This window comes from [Bacillus] selenitireducens MLS10, assembly GCF_000093085.1.
Classification (GTDB): Bacteria; Bacillota; Bacilli; order Bacillales; family Salisediminibacteriaceae; genus Salisediminibacterium; species Salisediminibacterium selenitireducens.
Map to the genome: position 1 here is coordinate 2,280,291 of NC_014219.1, position 15,210 is coordinate 2,295,500.

Below are 15,210 nucleotides of genomic sequence, written 5' to 3' on the forward strand. Positions count from 1 at the left end.
CGTCGATTATTCTTTGTACAGTATGCTGTTAAACATATTCATTCCTGTCCGGAATAATAAATAGGTGCCGATCGCAAACGCTTCAGACTGATCTCTTATTCGATCTGCCCCTTGCGGTGGAGGAGCAACAGAGAGGGTCAGTCGGTCCTGTTCACTTTCTAACTGACCGCTGTTCACTTCTCTGATGAATCCGGTAACTTCCGTTAGACCGTCCCGTCCGCTTTGCATCACTTCATAAAAGGAAATGAATGCATGCATCACACCTTCATACCGGGTAAGTTTTACCGGAACGCCAGAGTCAAACAACCGCACCGCATATGCTTCTCCCTCATCACGCAGCGGATCAAATTGCGCCGTTATAATCAGCGCAGGCGGAAGACCCGACAGGTCCGGGGCATGAAGAGGCGACGTATAGGGGCTTGTCCACATTAATTCCTGAGGTGTATATAAATCTCTTGCACGGAACATAACTGAACGTGAAAGTAAAAAGTAACCGCTGTCGTAACGATCCCGGGAATCAAAAGGCACTTCGAGAAATGTTGTCAGCGGATACAGAAGGACCTGAGATTGAATCTCCGGTCCTTCTCTGTCTCTGGCCATCATTGAGACAACGGTAGCAATATTTCCGCCGGCACTGTCACCGGCTACATTCATTTGAGAAGGATTTCCATTGAAACGATCTGCATGCTCCATTGCCCAGGTTAACGCAGCATAACTGTCTTCAATTGCTGTGGGATAGACGTAGGACGGAGCCAACCGGTATGAAGGTGCAATTACAACACTGTTTGTACGTCTTGCAATGGATCGGATGATATTGTCATGCGTTTCCAGATTCCCGTATCCTTCCATAAATGCGCCTCCATGATAATACATCATCATTGGATGCGGGCCGTCTGTATTTGGGTAATAAACCCGGGCAGGAATATCATGATCCTCTGTTACTGGAATACTGATATCCTCCCTCACCATTCTTGAACCGGTACCGCCAGGTGAACTGGCGCCACTTAAAAAATCAGGTAACTGAATATCGATATCCAAAGGTACGAGGTTATTATTAATGGCATGAAGCACGACGGCTGTTTTAGCGGGGAGCCGTCCGGCATCGGTGGACTGCCAGTAAAATACGGCAGTTGCCACAGCGATGATAAATGCCCCTGTTGCCATAATCATAAAAAAACCGATCCGCTTCAGCCAAATCGTAACATTAGCCATTACAGATGCGCCTCCATCACTGTTCAGAGTCTCTCAAACGACGTACTCTATACTACTCTGACACACACCTGTCTCAGATTCTTCAGATGAGAACCTGTGGGTATCCATCAAATGATGTCGGTCAGATGGAATTCAAAAAACTTGGCGTGATCTTATTGAGTATTGTTTCTTATTTTAGCAGACACAGTGGATGATACCAACTCATCTTAACTGTTTAATTCAATCTTGCAATAAACGGTTCTTCGATTAAATAAGCAGACTCCGGATAATGCCGGATGATGGATTTACGATGTAGGGCAAATGAATCTGATATTGGTATGCGTTGAAAATGAATAAGTCGTCCTGCATGTCCTCTGAACATCAGATATTGCTCAGAGACCGTAAGACGGACCGGTTCATTTTGCAAAGTCGTCAGTGCAACAGAATCGGGTGCTTTGGCAGTTCGAGGGAACAGTGATGGTGGAATATCAATTGTCACGGTCTCATATAAGTCAAAATTACGTTCGAACAGCGTTAATGTATCTGATACAATTCGGGAACGGGATGGAGCATTGAGATTGACTACAATCAGTTCGGTTTGATCCTGAATACCGGAAGTAGCCAATGTCAAACCAGATTGTGAAACAAAACCGTTTTTTCCCGCCGTCACAAAGTCATAGTGCCTCCTCATCGCATGATGATGAAAGATCCGGGTATCCCAACCTTCAGACTGCCAATGATAGTCCGTTTTTTCAGCGAGTTCTCTGTACGTATCATTCTCAAGGGCATATTTCATGATACGGGCCATATCCTCTGCCGTGGTCACATGCTCTTCATCAAATAACCCGTGAGGATTCGTAAAATAGGTGTTCTCGAGACCAATCTCATTTTGAATATATGTATTCATCAAACGGCTGAATGCTTCCACGGATCCTGCGATATGTTCTGCAAGAGCAATGCTTGCATCATTTGCAGAACTGATCATGATTCCGTATAAAAGCTGTTCCACTGTGAGTGATTCACCTTCTTCAAGATACACTCTTGTTCCATCCGCATGAATGGCTTTATTACTGATCGTGACTTCCTCATCTAAATCCAGGTGTTCGATGGCAATGACAGCCGTTGCTATTTTTGTCAAACTTGCCGGATACATTTCTTCCCTGTGATTCTTTCCATCCAACAATGTGCCCGTCTTAGCATCAATTACTGCATAGGCCTCACTGACTACTTCATCTTCTGCTGATATCTGAATGGGCATGAGCATGACCATTATCCCGGTAAATAGTATAACTCCTGCTGCATAGATGCTTACATGTCTTGAGATCATATTTGCGCACTCCTTCGCGGTTGGCTCTACCATGTACTTTACCGCGAAATAAAGAAAGAAACAATTACAGGAACCTTACAAATAAAAACCCGTAAATCCCATAAACAAATGGGATTATACGGGTTTTTAAAAGACCTTACGATTTGATTAAATGGACATATTCTTCATAGCCTTCCTCAGCCATATCGCTTTTCGGTATAAATCTGATTGCAGCAGAATTAATGCAGTATCTTAATCCGGTCGGTTCAGGACCATCGTTAAAGACATGGCCAAGATGGGAATCAGCTTCCTTACTTCTCACCTCAATGCGCATCATCATCAGCTTGGTATCTTTCTTTTCGACAAGCGCATCTTCTGATATCGGCTTTGAAAAACTCGGCCACCCACAATTGGAGTGGAATTTATCATTTGACAAAAATAACGGCTCACCACTGACAATATCGACATAAATACCGGGTTCGAAAAAATCCCACAGCGGATTATCAAATGGCGGTTCTGTTCCATCTTGCTGGGTCACCTGAAATTGAATAGGTGTCAAAGCATTGATCCGTTCGTTTTTATCTTTCATGTTTACCCCCACGTTCCTTTGATATAGTCTTCTCTGCCACTGCCTTTTCTGTACATTTTATAATGCATCGGATTCTTTTTGTGATAATCCTGGTGATAATCTTCTGCAAGATAAAAAGCTTTAGCAGGTAAAATGTCCGTGACAACAGGCTTGTGGAATTTCCCGCTTTCGTCAAGTTTCAGTTTGGAACGTTCTGCGATCTCCTTTTGTTCATCGTCATGATAATAGATCGCTGTTGTATAAGAATGACCCCGATCGTGAAACTGTCCTCCAGCATCGGTAGGATCAATCTGTTGCCAAAACAAATCGACCAAATCCTCATAGTCAACTTTTTCAGGGTCATACGTGATTTGTACCGCTTCTCGATGTCCTGTCGTTTCCGAGCAGACTTCTTTGTAAGTGGGATTTGGCTTCGTACCACCGGTATACCCACTGATCACTTCTTCAATCCCATCTTCTTCATCAAATGGCTTTACCATGCACCAGAAACAGCCTCCGGCAAAGGTTGCTTTTCTGAATTGCTCAGACATATGTCAGCACTCCCTTAAATAATGAATTAAAATGTCATGCACTGTTATTATAGCATTTACCCGACTTTGTGTCAGAAAAACCTCCCCCGTCAATACAGGAGAGGTTCAGGTTGATTTAGTGATTGATTGATGTCAAAAAGCGGTGTGCATTCTTCCATGCAAAGCCCTCGACCTCATCTTGACTATATGATTTAAGCAGTTCTGTAATCAGATTCTGATAAGCCCCGGCATGATCAAGATCCTTTACGTAACTCGCTATACCGTCAAAATCAGAACCGAACGAAATCAGTTTGCTTCCACCCCGTTTGCAAATGTAATCGATATGCCTGATTAATGCAGGAATCGTTGCTTCATCTTGTTCATCTATAAACGGCGGATTAAATACTACACCAATCAATGCTCCTTTTTCTATCAGCCTGTCAAGTTGCTCATCACGCAGATTTCTCCGGTGACTGCACAGGCTGTATGCATTTGAATGAGTGGCAATAGGGAAATCAGCTAAATCAAGTACATCTTCAAAACCCGCAAGTGAAATATGAGAGACATCGGTCAAAAGGCCATGACGATTGTTAAATGCGACGATCTCTTTACCGAAATCCGTCAGGCCGCCCCCTCTCGATTCACCAATGCCGTCACAGCAAAGGTTGGCCTGATTCCATGTTACTCCAAGGGACATAACACCGAGTTCTTTGAGAATACGCCATTTTGAAAAATCATTTCCGAATGCATCTGCGCCTTCGAGCGTCAAAACCGCACCGGTCTGGTGTGATTTCAAATCCTTGAGCTGATGCCATGAGGTGATTTTGACAATATCATCACTTTGGCTCAACACTTCCGTATGAAAGAGGTCAATCTGCTGTAAAGCCGCATCGAACATGATGTCGGAAGGTGTGTCAGGCTCAATAAATATCGCGAAAAACTGCATTTTAATCTGACCCTCTCGTATGCGTTCAGCATTCACTTCAAGATCGGGACTGTTCTTGAAGGATCGGGTTCTGTCTTCATATAATTTTAACAATGCATCACAGTGCAGATCATAAATGTTCAAATCATGTGCTCCTTTAGATCAGGCTTTTGGACGTACCATTTTTTCAAGATCAATGTACTCATCGAACTGCTCTGCTGATAAATAGCCAAGTTCAACAGCCGTTTCTTTTAATGTTGACTGGTTGGCAAAAGCAGTCTTGGCAATTGTCGCTGCCTTTTCATATCCGATATAAGGATTCAATGCCGTAACCAGCATCAGAGAATTTTTTACATGCTCAGCAATCGTATCTTCATTTGCTTCAATTCCAACTGCACATTTGTCGTTAAATGAGTCCATGGCATCAGCAAGAAGTCTGACAGATTGCAGGAAATTATAAATGATAACCGGTTTAAAAACATTTAACTCGAAGTTGCCCTGAGAGGCAGCAAATCCAATGGTCGCATCATTCCCCATGACCTGAGTGACAGCCATCGTGATGGCTTCAGACTGAGTAGGATTGACCTTGCCCGGCATGATCGAGCTTCCCGGTTCATTTGCCGGAATCGTCAATTCACCAATCCCGGATCGTGGACCGCTCGAAAGCCATCGGACATCATTCGCAATTTTCATTAAATCCGCAGCAAGTCCTTTTATAGCGCCGTGGACATAAACCATCTCATCATGGCTTGTTAAAGCGTGAAACTTATTGGCAGATGATTCGAAAGGAAGGCCGGTGATTCTGGCAATCTCCTCAGCAGTCATCGCACCGAAGTCCGGATGGGCATTGATCCCTGTACCGACGGCTGTACCGCCAATTGCCAGAGGTTGCAGCTGTTTGAGAGATTCAGATATCATGTCTTCTGACCGTTTCAGCATATAGGCCCAACCACTCATCTCCTGCCCCAGCGTCAGCGGTGTTGCATCCTGCAGGTGAGTGCGTCCGATTTTGATGACATGATCAAAAGCAGCCACTTTATCTTCGATGACACCTCTTAAGCGCTGCAAAGAAGGCAGTAAACGTTCTTGAACATCTTTTACCGCCGCAATATGCATGGCTGTCGGGAATGTATCATTTGAGCTTTGAGAACGATTCACATCATCGTTTGGATGAATTCTCGTGTTGGATCCTTGCTCTTCAAACAACTGATTTGATCGGTGAGCAACGACTTCATTCATGTTCATATTTGATTGAGTGCCACTCCCGGTTTGCCACACGACAAGTGGGAAATGGCTGTATGTAGCGTCTTCTCGCAGCTCCTGGCAAACACGCTGAATCATCTTGCTTTTTTCTTCGTCCATGTTCTCGAGCCGCAGGTTGGCAGCTGCAGTCGCCTCTTTCAAAATCGTGAATGCCTCGACAACCTGTTTCGGCATTTTCTCTTCACCGATTTTGAAATTTTGCAAACTTCTTTGTGTCTGTGCCCCCCACCATTTGTCTTCCGGCACTTGCACTTCTCCGAGCGTGTCTTTTTCAATACGGTAACTCATTGTAAAAAACCTCCCCATTTGATCAAATTTTTGAAACCCCTTACAACCTAAAGTATACAACACTTCTGCACCATTGCAGAAGCAGAAGCATCCATTATGACGGTGTAGATGACAAAAATCAATGCTGCCGTGATGGCGATACGGATCAGAGTTCCGACAATTCTGAAAAGAAATACTGCCAAAAGTATAACCAAAACGAGTATTAACAGTTCATTCATTCAATATCACTCCCACTTAAGGGTACCATTTCACGAAAAAAAATCAATTCCATCTTAATCAATCAAGAAAGTCTTGAATAATATTTCACAAGAATTTTATATTTGAATTTTCCGACAAATAAAGATATGATAAGACACAACCACATTTGTGACAATATTGTGAACTTTGGAGGGGTACTTATGGAAAAACTAATGCCTGAATCAGGACATACTCAACTTCAAGATTATGACAAAACCAGAGAAGAGTTTTCATGGACTGAAACAGAAAAGGAATTCTCCTGGTATAAGACCGGGAAAGTCAATGCTGCATATGAGTGCATTGACCGACATGTTGCAAATGGAAATGGTGCAAAGACTGCCCTGTTGTACTCCGATCAATCAAGAGATGAGGTATATTCATTCGAAGATCTTATGAAAACAACGAACCAGGCTGCACACATGTTTAAACGCCTCGGTATCGAAAAAGGAGACCGGGTATTCATTTTCATGCCGAGATCTCCGGAACTCTATACAGCCCTTCTCGGTGCCATTAAAGCCGGGGCGGTAACAGGACCATTGTTTGAAGCTTTCATGAAAGAAGCCGTCAGGGCAAGGCTTGAAGACAGCGAGGCTGTGTCGATTGTCACAACTCCTGAACTGCTTCAGCGGATCCCGGTTGATGAACTTCCACATTTGAAAACCATTATTATTTATGGTGAGCACGACATATCCGATGAACGGTTTTATTCCTTTTCTGACGAAATGAAAGCGTCTTCAGATGACGATGGAGCTATTGAGTGGATGGACCGGGAAGACGGGATGATTCTTCACTACACATCCGGTTCAACAGGAAAACCAAAAGGCGTTTATCATGTCCATAATGCGATGATTCAGCACTATCAAACTGCTAAGTGGGTTCTTGATTTAAAAGCAGATGATATATACTGGTGCACCGCTGATCCAGGTTGGGTCACCGGTACGAGTTACGGTATATTCGGTCCATGGTTAAACGGTATCACAAATGTTGTAAGAGGCGGGCGATTCTCACCGGGGGATTGGTATGGCACCATCGAAAAATACAGCGTTACAGTCTGGTATTCAGCGCCAACTGCTTTCAGAATGCTGATGTCCGCACCGAGAGATATCCTTGAAAAGGCTGATTTGGGGTCATTAAGACACGTATTAAGTGTTGGGGAGCCGCTTAATCCTGAGGTTGTGAGATGGGGTATGGAGGCCTACGGCAAACGAATCCATGATACATGGTGGATGACTGAAACAGGCGGTATGCTTATCTGCAATTACCCATCCGAACCAATAAAACCCGGATCCATGGGAAAACCGTTTCCCGGTATTACGGCAGCTATTCTCGATAATCAGGGGAAGGAAGTTCCGCCCGGGGAAATGGGGCACTTGGCCATCAAAGCAGGCTGGCCATCACAAATGAGAAAAATATGGAAAAATGAAGCGAAGTTTAAGGATTACTTTTATTTTGACGGCTGGTATGTATCAGGTGATACTGCTTATATGGATGAAGAAGGCTACTTTTGGTTTCAAGGCCGTAACGATGATGTGATTAATACATCCGGAGAACGAGTGGGGCCATTTGAAATTGAGAGTAAGCTTGTGGAACACCCCGCCGTTGCAGAAGCAGGCGTCATTGGCAAACCCGATGAACTGAGAGGTCAAATTATTAAAGCATTTATCTCTTTGAGGTCCGGATATACGTTTTCTGATGAATTAAAAGAAGATATTCAGGCCTTTATCAAATCTGAACTTTCCGCACATGCGGTGCCAAGAGAAATCGAATATAAAGAAAAGTTACCGAAAACCAGAAGCGGAAAGATCATGAGACGGGTACTCAAAGCATGGGAACTCGATGAACCTGCAGGAGACCTGTCTACAATGGATGATTAATTGTAATAAGCGAACAGCCAGTGCTCATGCGAGACTGGCTGTTTCTGTTTGGCTTAATATCAGTCATCATTTGTTAAGGAAGGGATTGAAATGTAATCAATTTGCGAGCGGTCATTTCTTCGATTGCATATTTGACACCTTCCCTGCCAGTCCCGCTGTTTTTCACGCCTCCGTATGGCATATGATCTGCTCTGTACGTGGGTATTTCATTGATATGGACGCCTCCAGCCTCGATGGCTTCTGCAGCGTAAAAAGCATCATCCATTCTGTTTGTAAATACACCTGCCTGCAATTCATAACGAGACTGATTGACCATTTGTACAGCCTCTTCCCAAGTTTCAAAGGGTTCAACCGTCACAATTGGACCAAACACTTCCTCAGCATTTACTGACATATCCGGTGTAGTTTGAGTCAGAATTACCGGTTGTATGATATTTCCTTCGCGTTTTGGCTGAGTAATCGCCTCCGCGCCTTTCTCAACTGCCTCTTGCACCCAAGTTTCAATCCTGTCAGCTTCTTTTGCAGAAATGATACTCGAAACGGTTACTGCCTCATCCAAAGGAGAACCTTTAACCTGTTCCTCTGCCTCTTGCTTTAACGCTTTTAATAATGACCTGTAATTCTTTTTTTGAACAAAAATCCGTTGAACAGAGATACATACCTGTCCCTGGTAGCCGAAGGCTCCTTTCACAAGTTTTGAAGAAATCTGTTTCACATCCACATCATCACCTATAATGACGGCAGAGTTCGAACCCAACTCAAGAATGAGTTTCTTCTCGTAAGCCTCCATTTGTAATTGTTTCCCGACTTGTTCACTCCCGGTAAACGTAATGATTTTGACTCTTGGATCTCTGACCAGCTGCATCCCTGTTGTGTGTCCTTTACCTGTTATAACGTTTAATACACCATCTGGAAGTCCTGCTTTATGAAAAAGATCCGCAATAAAAAATGCGCTCAAAGGTGTTTGTGAGGCAGGCTTCAGGATAACAGTATTTCCTGCTGCAATCGCGGGCCCTATTTTATGAGCGACGAGGTTAAAGGGGAAGTTAAATGGTGTAATCGCACCAACAACGCCGTATGGTTTACGCTTCACATACGCCGTTTTTCTTTCCCCTCCGGGAACGGCATCCATATTCAACTGTTCGGATGGAAGTCTCCTCGCTTCTTCAGCGGATAATGTGTACGTCATAATTGCCCTTGAAACTTCCTCTCTTGCCGCTGATAATGGTTTGCCTGCTTCAATGGCAATAAGACGTGCAGCAGGTTCTCTTTGCTCTTTGAGTAAAGTAGCCACATTGGACAAAATATCGCTCTTTACATACGCAGGTAAAGCCGCATATGAAGAGAATGCTTCCTCAGCAGCAGAAATCGCCAGGTGCGTTTCTTCACTTCCTGCAACAGGTATACAGCCAATTTCATCTTGTTCAAAAGGACTGTATAAGACCTCACAGGTATCTGCATCCTGCCATTTTCCATTAATAAATAATTTATACGTTTCCATTATACATCCTCCTTAACGTTGAAGCTTCTATGAGATACATCTTCCCTTGTCATTCCATCATCAATCAAAAAAATCGGAAACTCCGTTAAGGAATTTCCGATCTTGAGTCTTACAATTAATGATTAATGGATAGTTCTCCCTTTCCATCAAGGCTGTATGTTTCACCGTGAATGACAAGATCAGCTTTCACATCTGTCTCATTATTTACAACTACCTGATCCTGTGTCACCTTAATCAACAAACGGGTACCTCTGAACACCACTTTGAATGAAAATGAGGACCATTGTCCAGGAATAAATGGATTCAATATCAGCTGATCATTTTTTACCTTCATTCCACCGAAGCCTTCAACCACAGACATCCATGTTCCTGCCATACTTGTTATGTGGCAGCCGTCTTCTGTGTCGTTATTGTAATTATCCAAATCAAGACGGGCAGTTCTCAAATACATTTCGTATGCTTTCTCTTTATAGCCAAGTTCACATGCCAGAATCGAATGTACACAAGGAGACAGTGAACTTTCATGAACTGTCATCGGCTCATAATAATCAAAATTCCGCTTCTTTGTTTCAATATCGAACTCGTGGTTCAGGAAATACATCCCTTGTAAAACATCTGCCTGTTTTATAAAGCAGGATCTTAAAATCCTGTCCCATGACCAGTTCTGATTTAAAGGAAGGTGTTTCTCATCAAGGTCGGAAACAGGCATAATCTCTTTATCTTCAAAGTTGTCCGCCTGAAGGAAAATACCATTTTCCTTATCTTCCGGATAGTACATTTTGTCAATGATCGTTAACCATTTTTCTGTTTCATGATCTTTCAGGTCGAGTTTTGTGATCCATTTTTTATAAAGTTCCGGATCTGAATCTTTCAAATAGTCCAGCGCAAACAATGTGTATTCAAGTGTCCAGCTGGCAATTCGATTTGTGTACCAGTTGTTGTTGACATTGTTTTCGTACTCATTCGGTCCGGTCACGCCATGCATCATATAGACATCTTTCTTTGGTACATAATGGACGCGTTCTTCCCAAAAGCGGGAAATCTCAACAAGTACTTCGATACCGAGTTCGCCGATGTAGGATTTATCACCAGTGTAATTGACATAGTTATAAATCGCATATGCAATGGCACCATTTCGGTGAATTTCCTCAAATGTGATTTCCCATTCATTATGGGACTCCTCCCCATTCATCGTCACCATTGGGTAGAGCGCACCCTTTGTGAAGCCAAGCTTCCCTGCATTTTCCTTCGCCTTTTCAAGATGATTGTGGCGATAAACAAGCAGATTTTTCGGAATACGCTGATCTGCAGTCGCCAGATAGAAAGGCAGGCAATACGCCTCTGTATCCCAATAGGTACTTCCGCCATATTTCTCGCCAGTGAATCCTTTAGGTCCGATGTTTAAACGAGCATCTTCCCCGGTATAGGTTTGATTCATCTGAAAAATATTAAAACGGATTCCCTGTTGAGCAGCGACATCTCCTTCAATAACAATATCGCTGTCTTCCCATTTTTTGTTCCATTCATCAGCTTGTTCTTTTTTTAATGTATCAAAACCTTTTTCAATTGCCTGATTCAGTTTTTCTTTCGCAACATCAAGAAGTTTCTGATCCTCATGATCCCGGTTAGTCACATTTGCCGCAAACTTATAAATGGTTGTGGCTTCATTCTTTTTAAGTGGGGCCGTAAATGTCACTTCAGCGTATTTTTCAGCTGTTTTGCATTCTGCAGGGGAAATCTCTTCTCCGGCATGAACGACTTTTGTCTCTTTTAAAGATGCATAAACAAAATCCAGTTTCTTTGTTTTGACTGTCACATGAGCCCTTGACCCTTCCGCTGATTCTGATACTTTGGACCAGAATTTTTCATCATAGTTGGCATCTTTATTCATGATGTCCCCATCAAGATATGAGCGCAATGTAAGTTCCCCATCAAACGTAAGCGGGGTAATCTTGTACTCAATAGCGCCGATTTCTTTCATGGCAACGCTGACAAATCGAGTAGCCTCTACTTTGATGTCTTTGCCGTCAGCAATTGTTGCACGGAAGCTGCGCTTCAGATATCCTTCTTTCATATTCAGTTCCCTGACAAAATCATTAACCTCGGCCCGATTCAAATCAAGTTCCGTACCATCAACAGAAATATCTAACCCAATCCAGTTTGTCGCATTTAAAACCTTGGCAAAATATTCAGGATAGCCATTTTTCCACCAGCCAACTCTCGTTTTGTCAGGGTAATAAACACCAGCCATATAACTGCCCTGTAAAGTACTTCCTGTGTAGGTCTCTTCAAAATTCGCGCGTTGCCCCATATGTCCGTTTCCCAGACTGAAAACACTCTCGGATATTTCGTGTTTGTCTTTGTCAAATCCTTCTTCAATGATGGACCATGGATCTTCTTTTAAATAAGGTTTCATAATTTCCCCTCCTGGTAAAGTGTAAATGCAAGTCGATGCAATCGTTTGCACTCTTCTTTAAAAAAATTTTATTTTTTTGTTATACGTTCTACCGACATCTCTGTCATATGTGTAATGTAATCATCCGCACCCTTTAACACTTCAGGGTTCCCAACACCGACGACATACATTCCGGCTGCTTTCCCCGCTTCAATACCAGACTGTGCATCTTCAAATACGACACAATCTTCAGGATTCACTTGGAGAGCCTCTGCTCCTTGTAAAAACACCTCAGGGTCCGGTTTCGCTTTTGAGATTGAATTTCCATCAATGATGGCGTCAAAGTCATGATAGAGATTGATCTGTTTTAAGATAGTTGGTGCATTTTTACTTGCTGAACCAAGTGCAAACGGAATGTTTTCCTGCTTTAATTCCTGAAGAAATTCTTTTACTCCTGGCAGGATTTCTGAATCATCCATTGTTGAGATCGCTTTAACATACTGTTCGTTCTTTTGAGCTGCCAATTGCTCTTTCTCTTGATCATTTTTTTCCACGTTGCCGATTTCAAGAAGAATATTCAGTGATTCAACTCGGCTGACACCCTTTAAACGTTCGTTATCCGCTTCAGTAAAATCAAAGCCCATTTCATTTGCCAATGCCTTCCAGGCTTTGTAATGATGTGTGGCCGTATCGACGATCACACCATCGAGGTCAAATAGTACTGCTTTCGGTTTCGCCATTCATTACCCTCCTCTTTTCATTATCCAACTCTAATTTTAGCTTAAGGTGCAACAAAAAGAAAGCGGTTTTCTTAATTTATATAAGGTTTGTCATAGTGACGAATTTAAAAAGAATAATATGGGGATATCATCAAATAAACGAGCACTCCGGTGAAACTGACATACAGCCAGAGGGGCATTGTCCATCTGACCCACTTTTTATGGACTGATGCTATTCGCTTATACCCTGTAAAGAAACTCATCAATGCAAGGGGAACAATTACCGCAGCAAGTACGATATGCGTGATCAGTACAAAATAATACACAGCCGCCATAAACCCACTTCCTCCATAAGACGTTGATTCCGCCATAAAGTGAAAGATTACATAGGACACAAGAAAAAAAGAAGTTGTTGTAAATGCTGCATAAATGAAACGCTGATGCAATTGTACATGACCATTCAATATGCTAAACAAAGCGCCCAGTAAAAATACAAACGTAAAGCTGTTGAAAATGGCATTCATCATAGGCAAATATGTAATCCAATTCGGAAGCTCCCCTTGATATCCTGGCATACCCGATAAAAGAATGATGACTGCGTTTAATACAATTGAAAGAATGATTACCGTTCTCACATGATGATTGACGATTGATTGCCACATAAGTTGACTCCATTCCAGCTGATAGCTAAATAATAAAGTTGACGCCTATTATTATACACATTGGCGCTCTTTATTCATAATGAAACCTGATTCGTCAAAAGAATCATTACAAAAGCCGGAAACCCCAGGAATGAGGTTTCCGGCATCTCATGATAATCCGGGTTCCAATTTTACTTTAAGCTGCTTTTTTTTCCAATTTCTCAGCCTTTACCTTATTGATATTTCGGATCATCAATACAGATGTCACCAGTGCAACAAATAAGAGGCCTGCAAATATATAAAATGTTGCATCATAGGTTCCTGTCGTTTCTCGTACATAGCTGACCGCCATGGGTCCTACAACACCAGCCATTGACCATGAAGTTAACAACAGCCCATGAATAGCGCCGAGTTCTTTCGTTCCAAACAAATCTCCGATAAATGCCGGGAGTGAAGCGAAACCTCCGCCGTACATAGAAATGACCAGGAAAATCAGAATTTGAAAAACGATGACATTCGTGATTGACGGCAGGATTAAAAATGCGGCAAATTGAACGGCGAAGAAGATAACAAAAATCCGTTGTCTTCCAATATAATCTGAGGCTGAAGCCCAAATTATACGGCCTCCCCCATTAAACAGCCCCATTACACCAACCATGGTTCCTGCTGCAATGATGGACATTCCCACTTTTTCCTGTGCCATTGGTGATGCTACCGAGATAATCATAATACCGACAGTGATGTTTACAAACATCATAATCCATAGCATCCAAAAACGCGGAGTTTTTCGCGCTTCTTTTGCCGTTAGTTGAGCCAGATCTTCTTTCACTTCTTTTTTCGATCCGCTATTCCCCTGCATGGATGCAGGCTTCCACCCTTCCGGCGGTCTTTCAATATACAGAGCTCCTGAAATCATAAGTGCAAAGAACGTAACACCGAGTGCAAAGAATGTATTCGCAATCCCTATGATGTTAATTAATGAGGCAGCTACAGGGCCCGCGATTAATGCTCCCGCACCAAAACCGAATACAGCCATTCCTGTTGCAAGTCCTCTTCTGTCAGGAAACCATTTAACCAAGGTTGAAACCGGTGAAATATAACCGAGCCCGAGTCCCATACCTCCAATCGCTCCATAGCCTAATAAAAACAGAGGTAATGATTCAAGCATGATTGACAGACCGGAAATCAAAAGTCCTGATGAAAATAAAATTGCAGCAAGTGTTGCCGCAGCCCGTGGCCCTCTTTTTTCTACAAAAGGACCGAAGAAAGCCGCCGAAATTCCCAAAAAGAAAATCGCTATGGTAAATGCCAGCGATACCTGGGAGGTCTGCCATCCTAACTGATTTGAAATTGGTAATTGAAATACACTGTAGGCATAAGCCGAACCGATGGATAAGTGAATTGCAACCGCAGACAGCGCGATCAACCACCGATTTTTTGTTGTTTCCATGATTATTCCACCTCTCATCATACATCTTTCTATATGCCTACTGTACATGATCAAATGTACAAACGGGCACGAAAGCTCAACAATTCACAAAACTTACGAAACTTTATTACAATATTATGAACAGTCTTGTTAAAGCTTTGACGGCTTCGTTTCATTTACTTTTTGGTTTCTTAAATTCTGTTCAAATTTATCTGCCAGCTGCTTCACATCTTTTCTGTTTTGTCTGAGTGCAAATTTCTTCATCTGCTCTCTCTTCAACAGCTTCAGCAACAGCTTTTTTTCTTTTTCAGTTAAAACCATATTGATCACACCTTTACAGATT

The 15,210-nt window shown here is 42.6% G+C and carries 14 protein-coding genes; 1 reads left to right on the forward strand and 13 read right to left on the reverse strand.

Going from position 1 to position 15,210, the window contains the following annotated elements:
- Positions 1-6: 6 nt before the first annotated feature.
- The 7 genes from BSEL_RS10450 to BSEL_RS17775 form a co-directional block, all read right to left on the reverse strand.
- On the reverse strand, positions 7-1,212 hold the full coding sequence (locus BSEL_RS10450; RefSeq protein WP_013172973.1) for an alpha/beta hydrolase: 1,206 nt from the start codon (positions 1,210-1,212) through the stop codon (positions 7-9).
- 214 nt (positions 1,213-1,426) lie between these two features.
- Positions 1,427-2,518, reverse strand: coding sequence for a D-alanyl-D-alanine carboxypeptidase family protein (locus BSEL_RS10455; protein WP_013172974.1), 1,092 nt, complete (start codon positions 2,516-2,518; stop codon positions 1,427-1,429).
- 136 nt (positions 2,519-2,654) lie between these two features.
- A complete protein-coding gene (msrB, locus tag BSEL_RS10460; protein ID WP_013172975.1) occupies positions 2,655-3,086 on the reverse strand; it encodes a peptide-methionine (R)-S-oxide reductase MsrB in 432 nt (143 codons plus the stop codon).
- A 2-nt stretch (positions 3,087-3,088) separates the two neighbouring features.
- Positions 3,089-3,616 carry a peptide-methionine (S)-S-oxide reductase MsrA gene (gene msrA / locus BSEL_RS10465; protein ID WP_013172976.1) on the reverse strand — a complete coding sequence of 176 codons (528 nt, stop codon included), beginning with the start codon at positions 3,614-3,616 and terminating at the stop codon, positions 3,089-3,091.
- 115 nt (positions 3,617-3,731) lie between these two features.
- Entirely contained in the window at positions 3,732-4,664 is a 933-nt protein-coding gene (locus BSEL_RS10470) for a dipeptidase (protein WP_013172977.1), read from the reverse strand.
- A gap of 18 nt (positions 4,665-4,682) precedes the next feature.
- Entirely contained in the window at positions 4,683-6,071 is a 1,389-nt protein-coding gene (gene fumC, locus BSEL_RS10475) for a class II fumarate hydratase (RefSeq protein ID WP_013172978.1), read from the reverse strand.
- 47 nt (positions 6,072-6,118) lie between these two features.
- The gene (locus BSEL_RS17775) at positions 6,119-6,289 is read right to left on the reverse strand and encodes a hypothetical protein (protein ID WP_013172979.1); all 171 of its coding nucleotides are present in this window, start codon (positions 6,287-6,289) and stop codon (positions 6,119-6,121) included.
- A 180-nt stretch (positions 6,290-6,469) separates the two neighbouring features.
- Between BSEL_RS17775 and acsA the strand changes: the two genes are divergently transcribed.
- Positions 6,470-8,182, forward strand: coding sequence for an acetate--CoA ligase (gene acsA, locus BSEL_RS10480; RefSeq protein WP_013172980.1), 1,713 nt, complete (start codon positions 6,470-6,472; stop codon positions 8,180-8,182).
- Positions 8,183-8,255: 73 nt separating this feature from the next.
- Here acsA and BSEL_RS10485 read toward each other — a convergent pair whose 3' ends face one another.
- The 6 genes from BSEL_RS10485 to BSEL_RS17870 all read right to left on the reverse strand — a co-directional run bounded on the left by BSEL_RS10485 (position 8,256) and on the right by BSEL_RS17870 (position 15,188).
- Positions 8,256-9,683, reverse strand: coding sequence for an aldehyde dehydrogenase family protein (locus BSEL_RS10485; RefSeq protein WP_013172981.1), 1,428 nt, complete (start codon positions 9,681-9,683; stop codon positions 8,256-8,258).
- 115 nt (positions 9,684-9,798) lie between these two features.
- On the reverse strand, positions 9,799-12,099 hold the full coding sequence (locus BSEL_RS10490) for a glycoside hydrolase family 65 protein (RefSeq protein WP_013172982.1): 2,301 nt from the start codon (positions 12,097-12,099) through the stop codon (positions 9,799-9,801).
- Between the two features lie 68 nt (positions 12,100-12,167).
- Positions 12,168-12,818, reverse strand: coding sequence for a beta-phosphoglucomutase (gene pgmB, locus BSEL_RS10495; RefSeq protein ID WP_013172983.1), 651 nt, complete (start codon positions 12,816-12,818; stop codon positions 12,168-12,170).
- Positions 12,819-12,922: 104 nt separating this feature from the next.
- The gene (locus BSEL_RS10500) at positions 12,923-13,459 is read right to left on the reverse strand and encodes a DUF420 domain-containing protein (RefSeq protein WP_013172984.1); all 537 of its coding nucleotides are present in this window, start codon (positions 13,457-13,459) and stop codon (positions 12,923-12,925) included.
- Positions 13,460-13,634: 175 nt separating this feature from the next.
- Positions 13,635-14,888: an L-lactate MFS transporter gene (locus tag BSEL_RS10505; RefSeq protein ID WP_013172985.1), complete on the reverse strand. Its 1,254-nt coding sequence runs from the start codon at positions 14,886-14,888 to the stop codon at positions 13,635-13,637.
- Between the two features lie 129 nt (positions 14,889-15,017).
- Positions 15,018-15,188, reverse strand: coding sequence for a hypothetical protein (locus BSEL_RS17870; RefSeq protein ID WP_013172986.1), 171 nt, complete (start codon positions 15,186-15,188; stop codon positions 15,018-15,020).
- Positions 15,189-15,210 lie beyond the last annotated feature (22 nt).